The sequence below is a fragment of the Nitrobacter sp. 62-23 genome, from assembly GCF_001897285.1.
GTDB lineage: Bacteria > Pseudomonadota > Alphaproteobacteria > Rhizobiales > Xanthobacteraceae > Nitrobacter.
Genome location: NZ_MKSM01000078.1, coordinates 1 through 15281 on the forward strand (window position 1 = coordinate 1; position 15281 = coordinate 15281).

Below are 15281 nucleotides of genomic sequence, written 5' to 3' on the forward strand. Positions count from 1 at the left end.
AAATCCTCCCGGACACAAGGAATCAGCCCCAATCAATCACCGCAAGAACAATTGAGTATCGAGCCTAGAGCATTTTTGCTTCTAATGAATCAGAAGCAGACTCCAGGATTTTTCATCGACACGTTTTCTTCACGCGAACCGGTATTCCCTTCGGGTTGCGTGGATCAGACTTGTCGGTTGTCTTTTGGTTTGAGCATGATCTTTTCCGAAAATAGGTTTCCACTTTTCGGGATCATGCTCTAGCTATCACCTGCGTTTAATCGCGCCATGGAATAACGCGTTCATCCAGTGCTTGCGCGATGTGCTCAAGCAGTGCCTCTGTTTTGTGCTCCGCCAAATTAGAGGAGCGCTCCAGCGACAGCGATATATGATCGGGAAACCGCAGCCCTTCGAAATGAGAGTTCCCAGCGCATTCAAACCTCGGGAATATCTCAGCCAGCTCTCTCGCGACACGCTCCCAATCTTGATACCCCATACGGCGCCCCTCTACGAATACAACGGCCGCAAAATAACTCGGGTTACGATCGTCTAAAAAGCTGATTGCCTTTGAATAGTTACGGAAGCGTTACGAATCGTTACAGAAGCGTTAAAAAGAGGTCAAAATAGACAAACGCTGCCTCTATAGCGTTTTCAAGCGAAACGGATACCGGTTCACGCGAAGAAAACGCGTTAATTCAAATCCCAGAGCCCGCTTCTAAATCAGAAGCGAACAGGCTCTGGTCGTCGCTGAAGACCCATACTGGCAAGCTCGCATGCGAAAGCCCTATGCCCTCTGTCTCTCCGGAGAGACATTGGCGTCGGCGATCCGGAATTCCTCGATCCCTTTCCCCGTTTTGATCGCGGCTACCAGCCACCGCGGTAACTTGCCACGGCCAGACCATGTCTCGGAAGGGCTTTGAGGATTACGGTATTTAGGGAGTACGCGTGGATATTTTCGTCGTCTCTTGGCAACTGGCAGGGAACCGGCGTCGGCCTGCTCCTCCGGTGAGGCTATTCCCCGATGAAGTACAGCCAAACGCTTTTCCAGCTCGAGCTTTTCTGCCTGAATCCGATCTGCAAGCAGACTGCTTATCTCTTCATGCAGCGACCAGAGTTCATCAAGATTCATCGATTCCAATGCAACGCTCGGAGTGAATGTGCTGGGCTTTTGCGCAGTCAAAATGCTTCTCCATGCCTCAAGCTACAAAGCTCGGTTTATTCTGATCGCGGCCACGTTTCGCGATTGTCTCAACCGGTAAAGCGTCGCGTCCGGCATCCGCCGAGTTCAGTATTTGAGTATTGAGCACCGAGTGGTGCAGTTGCATCTTAAGGGTCAAATGCGGCCTCGTTCAGATAGATCGGAAACGCAAGAACTGAACAACTTTGTCGCACTAAATGATTCTATCATTCCGAACCATTATTACGGAAAAATCAAGCCAATCTAGGGCACAGCAAATATTAAATATCAAGCGATCAAAACTAATCCTGTTTTCGGCGACTGAACTTGCCCGCCACACAGTCGGTTTGTATCCAGCTATCGCGTGCGGATTACAGCGATCATTTCGCTGCACAATGCCATTTGGGGCCTCAGCGGGTCACCCGCTGCAACTGGCGCAAGCAAGGGTCAGTGCAAAATGTCTTCGTCTTGCAGTGCACAAAACGTGATGCGGTTCTGAACGGCATCAAAGCGAAGTTTCCAGCACTCCAAAATCATTGGCCAAGTCCGACGCGAGTCGGAGCATAACCTCGCGCGAGAATGGCTTTCCACCAATCCTTCCGGTCGATGTACCAGCGGACCGTGCTTTCAATTCCACTCTCGAAGTTTTTCTCGGCTCTCCAGCCGAGTTCACGCTCTAACTTGGAGGCATCAATGGCATAGCGCCTGTCATGCCCGGGTCGATCGGCGACAAATAGAATCGAATCGTGCCGCGAGCCGGAGACGTGCGGCGAAAGCTCGTCCAGCAAATCGCAGATGGCCTTCACAACCTGGAGGTTTGTCCGCTCGTTGCGGCCCCCGATATTGTAAGTTTGCCCGACTACGCCACGTTCGAGCACGAGGGTAAGAGCCTTCGCGTGGTCTTCAACGAAAAGCCAGTCGCGGATGTTCTGGCCGTCGCCGTAAACAGGCAATCTCTCGCCCGCCAGTCCTTTGATGATCGTGTGCGGGATCAGCTTTTCCGGAAAATGGTAAGGACCATAATTGTTCGAGCAATTGGTAAGAAGCGTCGGCAGCCCATAGGTCTCATGCCACGCCCGAACCAGGTGATCCGACGAAGCCTTGCTTGCCGAGTAAGGCGAGTTCGGAGCGTAGGGCGACACCTCTGAAAAAGAGCCCTCCTCTCCGAGTGAACCGAAAACTTCATCCGTGGAAACGTGCAGAAAGCGAAATCCTTCACGTTGCGCCCCCGTCAGCCCGCGATAATAACGCAGAGCTTCCTGCAGCAAGGAGAACGTGCCGATGACATTGGTCTGTATGAACTCACCAGGGCCGTCAATCGAACGATCGACATGGCTTTCGGCGGCAAGGTTCATCACCGCGTCAGGCTGAAATTTTGCAAAAAGCTGTCGCAGCAGCGGCGCATTACAAATGTCGGCTCGCTCGAACGCATAACGTGAGTTTCCGGGACCATCCGGGATGTTGTCAAGACTCGCTGCATAAGTCAGCTTGTCGAGATTGATGACGTTGGCTTGCGTATCAGCGAGAAGATGCCGGCACACCGCTGAGCCTATGAAGCCGGCGCCGCCGGTCACGAAAATCGTCGCTCCTTTGAATCGCATGGTGTGATCCTGCTAATATTGGCCGGCTTCAAAGTTACGATAGACGGTCATCAAATATTCGCCGTAGCTGCTTTTGGCGCACTTCTTGGCCGCATGGCTGAACTGCTCCAGAGAAATATAGCCTTGGCGGAGCGCGATCTCTTCCGGACAGGCGACCCGCAAGCCCTGACGCTGCTCCAGAATTTGAACAAAATGGCTCGCTTCGACCAACGAAGAATGCGTGCCGGTGTCGAGCCAGGCGAAGCCGCGGCCTAAAACCTCGACAAAAAGATCACCGCGTTCCAGGTAGGCTGAATTGACATCCGTGATCTCGATTTCACCACGGGAGGAAGGCTTGATCCCGGCAGCAATATCGACGACGTCATTGTCATAAAAATATAGTCCCGTCACTGCGACGTTGGATTTCGGGCTCTTTGGTTTTTCTTCGATCGAAAGCGCCCGGCCGGCAGAATCAAGTTCAACCACGCCATACTGATCGGGGTTCTTGACGACGTTACCAAATATCGTGGCCCCTGCTCTACGGGCCGATGCCTTGGTGAGAAGCTCTGGCAAGCCATGTCCGTAAAATATGTTATCGCCCAACACCAAAGCGACGGCATCTGATCCGATAAAATCACGCCCGACGATGAAGGCGTCGGCCAGCCCCCTGGGGTGATCCTGAACGGCGTAGGAGAATTTCAATCCGAAATCGCTGCCGTCGCCGAGTAACCGTTGAAATAGCGCTTGATCCGAAGGCGTGGTGATCAGCAAAATCTCGCGTATTCCAGCGAACATCAGCACCGAAAGCGGATAATAAATCATTGGCTTGTCGAACACCGGGAGCAATTGCTTGGAGACGACAGTCGTAACCGGAAAAAGGCGGGAACCGGTTCCGCCAGCAAGGATGATGCCTTTCATGGTCCCTCAAAGGATTAAATTGAGAATTAGCAACCAGCGCCGCCGACAGCACACGTTCGTTATATACGTATTTATTGGCTGAACTCAGAAAAAAATGCTGTTAAATTAATATCATAGCCGCAACCATACCAAGAAGCACCTATCATTGAGCCTCCGGTCTTCCACGATCCAAGGGGCTTCTTTTTGGGAACCTGTCACCGCATGGAATCCCACGGCCCTTCCAGCCGGGGGCGTGCTGCGGGGGCTTCTTGCTCAGAACCCGATGAGCCAAGGCAAGCTCAAACAAGAACAAATGGAGCGCGGAATCCCCGTCAACGAGCTAAGCACGTCTCCGGGGCTTGCCCCGGGAATGGCCAGCGGTTTTCTTGAAGAAAATACGATAAATCAAACTCTTAGATCAAATTTTGATCCATCAGAAGCGAAAGGCTCTCATGTTGAAGTGTGACGATCCTCCGGGCGAAGCCAGGGCCTGCTCGCCAGTGTGCAGGCATGTTTTTCGAAAATGACGCTCGGTTGGGCTGAACTGTCCTCTCACTGTGCAAGTCTGCCGCATTGTTCTAATGTTATTGATGGTGATTCTGCTTGGTATGAACTTCCAAGCGGGACTCTTTGCCATACGAGGGTACACTGTGAAAAACCTCGGGAGTCCCCCAATCACAACGGCGAGACATGCTCAAGGGGCGGGTAGGAAAATTTGAGAAACGGGCACGCGCTCCGTCCGGGATTCGCATCTATGCCATTGGCGACATCCATGGCTGTGCAGATTTGCTCGAAAAGGCTTTTGCGGCCATCGACCACGATATCGCGGAGTATGACACTGAGCGCGTCATCCACGTTTTCCTGGGAGATTATGTCGACCGCGGGCCTGATACGAAACGCACGCTTGATCTGCTGATCGATCGCGGCCAGAACCACGAAGCCGTCTTCGTTCGTGGCAATCATGAGCAACTGATGTTGGACTTTCTGGACCGCCCCTCGGTCCTGCCGGAATGGTGGTCGATGGGAGGCGCTCCGACGCTGTTGTCCTATGGGCTGTCTCCGGGTTCGAAATGCAGGCCTGGCGAAGAGTTCTCGCTCCGCGACGCACTGGTTGAAGCCATGCCGCAGTCCCATCGCGCATTTCTTTCGTCATTGAGGTCGGCATATAGTTGTGGCGATTTTTTCTTCACGCATGCGGGAGCGCGGCCCGGAGTAGCGCTCGAACTTCAGCGCGAGGACGACCTCATGTGGATCCGGGAGCCTTTCCTCAGTAGCCAACAAGATTTCGGAAAGATGATTGTTCACGGTCACACGCCTGTCCGCGAGCCGGAGATGCGTCACAATCGAATCAACATCGATACCGGTGCCTACGCGACGGGCTGCCTTTCGATCTTGTCGATCGAGGACAGCCAACTCGGTCTACAGCTTGTCAGTAGAGCCGGTGTGACAACTTCAATTGCATAATCCGCTTTCAGCCGATTTCCGACGAAATTAATTTTAATTCCGGAAAGCGTGAGGTCATAGCGGTCTTGAGGAACTTGAGGTGCTCGATCTGGTTTTCAAGTTCCGTTAATCGGCGTTCTCCATTCTTGACTTCTGCGTCCAACAAATTTTGAAATTCGTTATCGATTGCGTCTCGTTCGAGATATTCATCAGTTCCGGATCCAAAGGTCACGGCCGCGCGTGCAATGGCATCTCCGATACGCCTATGCAGGCCGATACGCTCCGCCTCCGCAGTTGCGATCGCGCTTTCTATTGCTTCAGCCACGGGCCTGAGTCGCGCTTGATCGGCATTGGTATTGCGGGCATCGGAACGGGTTCTGAAAAAATTGTGAGCGCGCGCCGGCAAAAATCGTTGAAACATGGCTGATCTCGCGAGATCGAAAAAAACCCTCCATAATTGTAATTGTTATGGCTCGTAAAGCCTAGAATATTTCTGTTGCAGCGCACGAGTCTTCTGTGGGGATCGAAGATCCGTCGAATCTCCGAAGGAAGCAGGTCGATCATAGGGTCGTGCACTCTAATTGACACCGCCGCCGTTGCGCGGTGTCGCAGAATCTGCTTAGCAGCCCAGCCGCCGCGGCATCATGCGTTCCGGTGACGCCGCTCCAGTGGGCGGCGTCACCGACCGATCGGCCGTTTACGTAAACATGATTGCCATTACGGGGAAGAAACGACCGACAATGATGCGATGAAGGCTCTTCTCGATTGCGATCATGGGATGAGCAGCGGGTCAGGTCAGGTCCGTGGCGCCCCCCTGCTCCGGCATTGAGCCCGAGCCCGATTTGAAGGCCAATTGACAACTCTCCGCGATCAGGACCTCAAACCCTTGATCACCGGGCTCTTGAAGACCACTATCACCCAGCCCAACGAGAATTTCGCTCCAGCCGCGGTCTAAAATTTTAAGCCAAACCTTGAACCTTTAATTCGCTCCGAAGACTAACTTCGGCGACAGTACGACCGCCGATGAAGGAACGACAACATGTCTCCAGATCAGCGTCTTGCGACGATTAGGCTTCGCACGACAAATTTAATTAATGAATTGCACCAACTGAATTTGTTGCGGAACAAGTTCCAAAGGGCGAAACTGTCGGCCAGACGAACCCGGAGCGTTAAAGAAAGGGTGATGTCACGATCGAGATTGCAGCGGGCACAGCATTGGCGGCATCACACTGACGGCGCCAAGGGCCGTTGCAGCCCACGCGATGCTAGGACTTGATGTGGCCAATGACGGGTCGATGACGAAGCCGCGGAAACCTTAACATTAAATTCGCAAGGCCCGGCGTGCCCTTATCCTATCGATACTTCATACGAGGGAATAGATTGCCCCCTGCCGTTTACCGAGTAAGGCAGTATAAATTCACGTAAACGAAGATGAAGATATCGTCACGCCGAGAGGGATATTAGCATTGAGCGAAGCCGCGCCAATAACTTACTCAATGTCGGAACCTCATCCGCCTATCCTTCCGCCGGGATTTGCCGTCGATCGTTTAGTCCGTTTAATGCAACGAGCGATCTCGGCCACAGAGCTCGACCTCTCAACTATGACGGTTCTTACCGAAGCTGCGACCGGAGCTTATGCCGTAACCCCCATAATCGCGGCGATGGCCAACGCGAAACAAGTCTTCGCGCTCAGCCGCCCCAGTCGATATGGCAGCATGGTCGAGGTTAAGACTTGGATCCACCAACTAGCCAAAGCCGCAGGTGTGTCGGAAAAGGTCAATATAGTCAGCAATCTCTCATCCGACCTTCTTCGCCAAGTCGATATTGTCACCAATAGTGGACATCTTAGGCCGTTAACAGCCGACCTGATCAATTGTCTTCCCTCCTCGGCAGTTGTCGCTTTGATGTTCGAGGCATGGGAGGCGCGTTCCGAAGATATCGACTACGCAGCCTGCGCGCGCCGTGGCATTCCAGTTGTTGGTATCAACGAGCAACATGAAGCCGTGGACGTTTTCTCGTTTCTCGGTCCACTATGTGTCAAGCAGCTGCATGACTGCGGGATACCCGTCTATCGCAACAAGATCGCTCTAATCTGCGATAATAACTTTGATAAACCTATTTTGCGCGGGTTGAGTGGCCAAGGTGCGTCGGTCAGATTGTTTTCAGATGTGGGAATATTGAACAAAGATGACTGGGATGCGGTGGTTATTGCGCTGCAGCCTCATCGCTCTCCAAGAATTGGGCTTGCAGAAGCTCAGCATCTAGCAGCGGCGATGCCACGGAGCGCCGTGCTCGTCCAATTTTGGGGTGACATCGATCGTGATGCTGCAGCATCGAGTGTCCTCACTGTCTGGCCACTGCAGCCGCCAACCTCCGGACACATGGCCATTTTACTTTCTGAAATCGGACCGGAGCCAATTGTCCGTCTACAAACTGGCGGGCTGCGCGCCGCGGAATGGGTCCGGCGCGGGCTTCCAGTACAACCAGATGGTTTTTCTCAACTCGTTGGTCGCGGTTAAGCAATCCAGTACAGCTGGATCGGGATGCAGTTAGTAAGAACAATATGAAGAAAATAAATGTACTACTGCTTGGTGACGGCCCCACATCGCTGACAGCTTTACGTTCCCTGTATGAATTCTGCAATGTCGTCGGCGTATTGCGTGCAGAGTCGGCATCCGACCCCGTTCGAGACTACGCGGCGAAGCACGACATTCCTGTATGGTCTCTAGGCGGCCTCAATGAGTTGCCTGCAATCATTGCAACGCGGCAACCCAACGCAGTCGTTATCTCATCTTTCAACAGAATTATTCCGCCTGACGTTCTCCGGTTGAGCCTGTTTATTAACGTCCATTATTCGCCACTACCAGAATACCGCGGCCGCGCCAACGTTAACTGGGCGCTTATAAACGGCGAAAATACGGCCGCGATTAGTATCCACTTAGTGTCGGGGGGACTCGACGACGGAAATATCTTGTTTCAAGAACGGATATTGATCACGCCGTCGGATACGGCACAATCACTGTACGAACGCTTAAATGCCATTCAAGAGCGTGAGCTAGGGCCAGCGGTGGACCGAGCGGTGCGCGGCGATTCTGGAGTTGCCCAGGACCATTCCGCCGCAACATATGGCTGCAGCCGAATTCCGGAGGATGGCGAGATCGATTGGACCATGTCTTCATTGGCAATCGATCGTCTCGTTCGTGCTCTCTCTCCGCCTTTTCCTGGCGCCTTTACACATCTCGGACACCGCCGATTAGTAGTTGCACGCGCTCAACCGAACAACGATGCCCCTAAGTATAAGGGCTGCGTACCTGGACGAGTCGTGGCACGATCGACACACGAAGGCTGGGTCGATGTATTAACCGGCGCTGGAATTCTGCGTTTATTCGAGATCATCTCCGATTCGGGCACAATCTCGCCCGCATCATCAATCATTACATCTACCCGAGCGACCTTGGGGCTCTCACGGCTCAATTTACTACGATTAATTAGTGATCTCGAAACTCGTGTTGCTACGCTAGAGGCGATGCTCCATATCAACGCGAGGTAGCCTAGCCTAGAAGTTCAAGAACTGCCAATTGAGCCTCGGCCCTATAAACTCTTCTCACCTCTAGGATCGCACTTCGCCGTCAACCCGTCAGTGCCATCCGATCGTTTCTACGGGCGGCACGACCTGTTCGCGGACTGTCGCCGAGCGCATCCGTAATCTGATTCAGAGCCTTCTGATCTGCCGCATCGACGGCCGTATATCGCTTTGCAGGCCGGTGCGCGTCTTCGACGATCTTGGCCTTTTCAGGGGGCGTAACCACCTCCATGGCTGTTTGCTGCCTGACCGCATTGATCGCAGCGACCATCGTCGCTCGAGGATGGGTCTTCGCAAAAAGCAGTCCCTTGAAATAGATCATCCAGAGATGCTCGGGCTTGATGTCAAGACGCCCGGCAGATCCGATTGCATTGAAGACGGACTGGCTGAAATCAACGATCTGCCGATCAAGCGAATGCGTGCACCGAGTCGTCGACAGAGCCCGCTGATGAAGAATCCAGGTCAACGCGACTTCCAAAACACTGGTATCGATGAAGGACTCGGAAGAAGAAGGCGCGGAAACCTTCTGCGCAGGTAGGATGACGATCGGTTGAGGATTGCCCTGCTCACGGCCCCGCCCCCTCACAATTTCTGAAGTCCGCACCATCATTTGGCTTCGCATCCATCTCAATATCTCCGCCTTTCTAGCGGGGCGCGGATGTTAACCATGACGATTTCTCAATGAACAGCCTTCTTGCTTAGGATTTAAGGCCCAAAAACCTTTGTGGGACGACGGCAGCCGTCCACCGTTCAGCCGCCCAAAAAATAACAACCGGTAAAAAAAACGTGCGGCCTCAGTTAGATATCTGCACCGTGGATCACGGGCGTCGGGACGTCCTGAAACGTCAATCTTAATCGCGCTCGCCGGATCGATTTCCACAGAATACAATCCATTTAATTTTCAGATGGCGCCCGGTTTAAAAAGAGTTTATGCATGGGCTTTTACTGATTTTGGCTGGCGTTTTTTCGGGGTCGGATTGATGAGCACGACAGAGACAGCGGGCAGCGCTGGTTCCGCGATTGATGCCTGGAACACGCAATGGCAACAACAAGCCCTCACTTCACCGTGCGGCTCCTGCACTGGCAGGGCATGCACGGTCTGCTCGGTCCGCACCGGCGGCACACCGGGCGAAAATGGCATGCCGTCCGGCTACGCGCCCAAAGTCCTCGAATACTACAACCCGACTGATACGGCGACCGATCTAGGCACCTTCAGCCCGTTGACCTTGACCGTCACTTCCGATGGGACGCAAACCGACGCGAAATCGGACACGACCACTACGTTCGCGACGACAGCCCCTTCGCTGATGGCGACCGCGGCGACTCCTAATGCGATTGTTCTCGAAAACATGAAGCAGGGAACGCCCGAGAGCGAGTGGTGGATCGACCAGGGCGACAGCAGCATCGAAGGCTACGCCGCACAGTTCACGATTGATCACGGGCAGCGCGTTGACTTCAAGATCAATACCGACGCAACCAACTATCGCATCGATATCTATCGGATCGGCTATTACAATGGTGACGGCGCCCGCAAGGTCGGGACGATCGATCAATCTCTTCCGACCGCGCAGATTCAGCCGGTACCGCTGTTTGATCCGACGACGAAGCTAGTCGATGCCGGCAACTGGTCGGTGTCGGCTTCCTGGAACGTTCCCGGCGATGCCGTGTCGGGCGTCTACTTCGCGGAACTGACACGCCTCGATACCGGCGGCAAGAACATCATCCCCTTTATCGTCAGGGACGACGAGAATCCGAGCGACATCACGTTCCAGACTTCGGACACCACTTGGCAGGCCTATAACTGGTGGGGCGGCTATAACCTGTATGGTGGCATAGATGGAGGCGGCAGGGCTGGCCGCGCAGATGCCGTCAGTTACAATCGTCCGATCATCACGCGCGACGGCGGCTATTCCGCCGGGCCGCAGGATTTCATCTTCAGTGCCGAGTATCCAGCGATCCGATGGCTTGAACAGAACGGCTACGACGTCAACTACATTTCCGGCATTGATACCGCTCGTGACGGCGCGCAGCTCCTGAACAGCAAGCTTTTCCTGTCGGTCGGCCACGATGAATACTGGTCCGCGGACCAACGGGCGAACGTCGAGGCCGCGCGCGACGCTGGCGTCAACCTCGCCTTCCTGAGTGGCAATGAGGTCTATTGGGAGACCCGCTGGGCACCGAGCATCGACGGCAGCGGCACGCCGTACAAGACTATGATCTCCTACAAGGAAACCTGGGACAATGCCGACTCGGATCCCGGAAATACGACCGGGACGTGGCGCGATCCTCAATATGGCGCCGGCCAACCCGAAAATGGACTCACCGGCACGATCTTCACCGTCGACTCCTATCGGCTGGATACGATTACAATCCCATACGATCTTTCCAACTTCCGCTTCTGGTCCAATACGGACGTCGCCGATCTTCAGCCGGGCCAAGTCTACTCGTTGACGCCTAATCTGCTCGGTTATGAGTGGGATTCCGATCTCGACAACGGCGCACGCCCGGACGGCCTCATCGCGCTGTCGTCCACGACGGTAGACGTCAACACCCTACTATTAGACAATGGTGTCACTACCGGACCTGGCACTTCCACGCACAGCCTGACGCTCTATCGCGCCCCGAGCGGAGCCTTGGTGTTCGGCGCGGGAACAGTCTATTGGACCTGGGGTCTCGATTCGCATCACGACAACGAAGCTACGCCCACCGATCCGAATGTCCAGCAGGCCATGGTGAACCTGTTTGCGGATATGGGCGTGCAGCCACAGACCCTGATGCAAAGCTTGGTGCTTGCCTCAAAATCTACCGACACCACTGCTCCCACATCAACCATCACCTACCCAACGGCAAGCGACTCCTTTATCGCGACGCAGCCAATCACGATTACCGGAACAGCTACCGACACCGGAGGCGGATTAGTCGCCGTTGTCGAGGTTTCGACTGACGGCGGCACGACGTGGCACCGCGCAACGGGCTACGAGAATTGGACGTATACTTTTACGCCCCTTGCAGGGGGGGTATACGATATTCGGTCGCGCGCAGTTGACGACAGTCTGAACCTAGAATCACCCAGTAGCGGTCTGAGCCTCTCGGTTTCGTCTGCGCCGACCGCGACATTGTTTTCAGATTCTGACGTGCCGACAAACCTCTCAGAGGCCGACCGTTTCGTCAATCTGGGCGTTAAGTTCACGACGTCCCAATCCGGTTCGATCGTAGGAATAAAATTCTATAAAGGACTAGGAGACGGCGGCACACACGTCGGTTCATTGTGGAGTAGCACGGGCGTTCTATTGGCAAGTGCGACATTTACTGAAGAGACCGACAGCGGCTGGCAGACTGTTGCCTTTGATCATCCAATCGCAGTCGGACCCGGAACTTCCTACGTCGCAAGTTATCGCAGTAGCGGAAACTATGCGGATACTACCAACTATTTCACGATCGATCACACAAGCGGCCCGTTAACGGCACAAGCAAACAACGGCCTTTATACCTACGGCACCGAGAATCTGTTTCCAACTAGCGTATCGAATTATAACTATTGGGTTGACGTGATTTTTAGTTCGGTGACCCCGCCCAACCTCGCGCCCATTGGCAATAACGATAGCGGATATTCTGCAATACAAAACAATCAATTGATTATCTCAGCATCACAACTATTGGCGAATGATGTCGATCCAAATGGTGACCCTCTATCGATATCAGGAGTAGGTGCGGCATCAAATGGCACGGTTTCATTCGATCCGATCAACAACGTAGTCATATTCACGCCCAGTCCAAACTACGTGGGATCTGCAAGTTTTGGATATGCCATTTCTGACGGACGTGGGGGAACCGGTTCCGCTATAGTAAGTCTGAATGTTGTATCTTCGATTTCAAATTTGAGTTTGTTTTCAAGTACGGACGAACCATCTTCGCTTGGGGATTATGATTCTTCGTCCGTAAATCTCGGCATGCGGTTTACTTCATCCGCCAATGGCGTCATCGACGGCATCAAATATTATAAGGGCGCCAACGATAACGGCACACATACTGGCTCGTTGTGGACCAGTACGGGCACTTTGCTGGCCACGGTCACGTTTTCGAACGAGACGGCTAGCGGATGGCAAACCGCAACCTTTAGCAGCCCGGTCGCTATTACTGCTGGGACCACTTACGTGGCGAGCTACCACAGCAATGGCCATTATGCTTCGACGGTCGACTACTTCTCAACCGACCACGTTAGCGGTGTCCTGAGTGCGCCTGCGGGCGGCAACGGCGTCTACACTTACGGCAACGACAGCCTTTTCCCGAGCAACTCGTACAATGCGACGAACTATTGGGTCGACGTCATCTTCAGTTCGGAGACAAGCAGCAGCAACCATCCACCAGTCGCCAACAACGACAGCGGTTTAACCACGCCCCAAGACAATACGCTGACGATCGCAGCAGCGACGTTGCTGGCCAACGATACGGACGCCGACGGCGATACCCTGACCATCACCGGCGCAGGTATAGGGGTCAACGGCACCGCCGCCTACATCATGAGCACGAATTCGGTGACGTTCACGCCGACGCCCGGTTACACCGGTCCGGCTTCGTTCACCTACGCCATCTCCGATGGTCACGGCGGCACCGCTAATGCCACGGTGAATCTGACGATTGTTCCATCGAGCAACCATCCTCCGGTTGCCGTGAATGATAGCGGCTTCACGACGACACGAAACACCGCTCTTTCAATATCTGCCGCTGCATTGCTGATCAACGATACCGATCAAGACAATGACACGTTGGTCATTACCGGGGCCAATGGCGGTATAAATGGAACGGCGACCTTCGACGCGCAAACCAACACTGTGACCTTCACCCCGACCGCAAGCTACACAGGGCCCGCATCGTTCATCTACTCGATCTCTGATGGCCATGGCGGCACCGCCAGCACCACCGTGAGCCTGACTGTAAATGCCCCCCCCAATCAGCCTCCTGTTGCGGTCGACGATAGTGGTCTCGTGGTTTCTCGAAATGCGAGTCTATCGATCGCGGCATCTGCACTGCTGGCCAATGACACCGATCCAGACAACGATACGTTGACCATCAGCGGAATCGTCAGCGGCAGCGCCGTCAACGGCACCGCTATCTACGATAGTCAAACCAATACCGTCACTTTCACTCCGACTGCAGACTACGTAGGAGCGGCGAGTTTCAGCTATTCTGTTTCAGATGGAAAGGGCGGGACAGCCACTGCAAATGTCAGTTTGACCGTCGCACCCCCCTCCGTCAGTTTATTTGGGACTTCAGATACTCCTGCCATACCCTCCAATTCTGACATCAACCAAGTCAATCTTGGCGTGAGATTTGTTGCTTCCGGCGACGGTACAATCGTGGGCATCAAATATTACAAGGGTGTCAACGATACCGGAACCCATACCGGATCGCTCTGGAGCAGTAGCGGCACATTGCTGGCCACTGCGACGTTCACCAACGAAACCTCCAGTGGTTGGCAGACCGTCACCTTTAGCAATCCCGTCTCGATTACAGCCGGGACAGTCTACGTCGCAAGCTATCACAGTAACGGTCACTACGCATTGACAAGCGGATATTTCAACGCCACCTACACAAATGGGGTGCTGAGCGCGCCGGCATCTGAAAACGGTGTCTACGCGTATGGCAATCCTACCCTGTTCCCCGATAGCAGCTATGGCGCGAGCAACTATTGGGTCGATGTGATGTTCAGCCCGGCCGCTACGGGCGCTAATCGATCGCCGATTGCGGTAAACGACAGCGGCTTCAGCGCCACGCAGGACTCCGTCCTCACGATCCCCACTTCGGCCTTGCTCACCAACGACAGCGACCCGGATGGCGATGTGCTGTCGGTGACAGGCGTCAGCGACAGTTCACACGGCGTCGCCGCATTCGATCCGCAGACCAACACCATCACCTTCACGCCGGATGCCGGCTATAACGGGCCAGCCTCTTTCAATTACGCGATCGCCGATGGACGGGGCGGTGCAGCGACCGCAACGGTTAGCCTTTCCATCAATCCCGCGTCTTCATCGACCGTGAGTCTGTTCAGCTCGACTTCAACGCCTCAGATTACTTCGATTGCGGACTCGAATCCGGTCGAGCTTGGCTTCAAGTTCCAGGCTTCGGACGCCGGGCAAATCACCGGCATCCGCTTTTATAAGAGCGCCCTGGATGTCGGCACTCATGTCGCGGATCTCTGGACTGCCAGCGGTACATTATTGGCGACAGCCACCTTCACCAACGAAACGGCAAGCGGCTGGCAACAGGTGGAGTTCGCATCGCCCGTCGCCATTGATGCGAACACGACCTATATCGCTTCGTATCATAGCTCCGGGCACTACGCAGCCGATCCGGGCTTATTCACTAACTCCGTGACGAACGGACCGCTGACGGCTCCGTCGTCGTCTTCGGTCGGCGGCAACGGCGTTTATGCCTACGGTAGTTCGAGCCTATTCCCGACCAATTCGTACAATTCGACGAGCTACGGCGTTGACGTCCTGTTCCGCGCGCAGCTCGCTGCATAACATGAGAAAGGAGAAAGTGGAGGATTAGGCCCAAAGAGTTTGAAGGATCAGCTTAATTGAGTCCGGGACCAGGCAATTAATGGAAGGTGCTGAGACCG

The 15281-nt window shown here is 54.3% G+C and carries 11 protein-coding genes; 6 read left to right on the forward strand and 5 right to left on the reverse strand.

From position 1 onward, the window contains the following. The coding region (locus BGO16_RS06610) for a hypothetical protein (protein ID WP_292617810.1) at positions 1-243 on the forward strand (243 nt) is incomplete at its 5' end. A 520-nt stretch (positions 244-763) separates the two neighbouring features. Here the strand turns inward: BGO16_RS06610 and BGO16_RS06615 are convergent. From BGO16_RS06615 to rfbA, 3 genes are all read right to left on the reverse strand, one after another. Then, positions 764-1108 carry an H-NS histone family protein gene (locus tag BGO16_RS06615; RefSeq protein ID WP_292617862.1) on the reverse strand — a complete coding sequence of 115 codons (345 nt, stop codon included), beginning with the start codon at positions 1106-1108 and terminating at the stop codon, positions 764-766. Between the two features lie 581 nt (positions 1109-1689). Then, complete coding sequence (gene rfbB, locus BGO16_RS06620; RefSeq protein ID WP_292617812.1) at positions 1690-2757, reverse strand: dTDP-glucose 4,6-dehydratase; 1068 nt, start codon at positions 2755-2757, stop codon at positions 1690-1692. Between the two features lie 12 nt (positions 2758-2769). Next, positions 2770-3654, reverse strand: coding sequence for a glucose-1-phosphate thymidylyltransferase RfbA (gene rfbA / locus BGO16_RS06625; RefSeq protein WP_292617814.1), 885 nt, complete (start codon positions 3652-3654; stop codon positions 2770-2772). 262 nt (positions 3655-3916) lie between these two features. On the opposite strand from rfbA, the gene BGO16_RS06630 reads away from it, so the two are divergent. Beyond that, positions 3917-4099: a hypothetical protein gene (locus BGO16_RS06630; protein WP_292617815.1), complete on the forward strand. Its 183-nt coding sequence runs from the start codon at positions 3917-3919 to the stop codon at positions 4097-4099. A 224-nt stretch (positions 4100-4323) separates the two neighbouring features. Beyond that, positions 4324-5097, forward strand: a complete 774-nt coding sequence (locus BGO16_RS06635; protein WP_292617817.1) for a metallophosphoesterase family protein — start codon at positions 4324-4326, stop codon at positions 5095-5097. A gap of 7 nt (positions 5098-5104) precedes the next feature. Here BGO16_RS06635 and BGO16_RS06640 read toward each other — a convergent pair whose 3' ends face one another. After that, a complete protein-coding gene (locus BGO16_RS06640; RefSeq protein WP_292617818.1) occupies positions 5105-5497 on the reverse strand; it encodes a hypothetical protein in 393 nt (130 codons plus the stop codon). A gap of 1045 nt (positions 5498-6542) precedes the next feature. Here BGO16_RS06640 and BGO16_RS06645 point away from each other — a divergent pair. Then, a complete protein-coding gene (locus tag BGO16_RS06645; RefSeq protein ID WP_292617820.1) occupies positions 6543-7595 on the forward strand; it encodes a hypothetical protein in 1053 nt (350 codons plus the stop codon). A 44-nt stretch (positions 7596-7639) separates the two neighbouring features. After that, complete coding sequence (locus BGO16_RS06650) at positions 7640-8626, forward strand: formyltransferase family protein (RefSeq protein ID WP_292617822.1); 987 nt, start codon at positions 7640-7642, stop codon at positions 8624-8626. 79 nt (positions 8627-8705) lie between these two features. On the opposite strand, the gene BGO16_RS06655 is transcribed toward BGO16_RS06650, so the two are convergent. After that, complete coding sequence (locus BGO16_RS06655) at positions 8706-9269, reverse strand: hypothetical protein (RefSeq protein WP_286783994.1); 564 nt, start codon at positions 9267-9269, stop codon at positions 8706-8708. Positions 9270-9639: 370 nt separating this feature from the next. On the opposite strand from BGO16_RS06655, the gene BGO16_RS06660 reads away from it, so the two are divergent. After that, positions 9640-15183, forward strand: a complete 5544-nt coding sequence (locus tag BGO16_RS06660) for a DUF4082 domain-containing protein (protein ID WP_292617825.1) — start codon at positions 9640-9642, stop codon at positions 15181-15183. Positions 15184-15281: the final 98 nt, after the last annotated feature.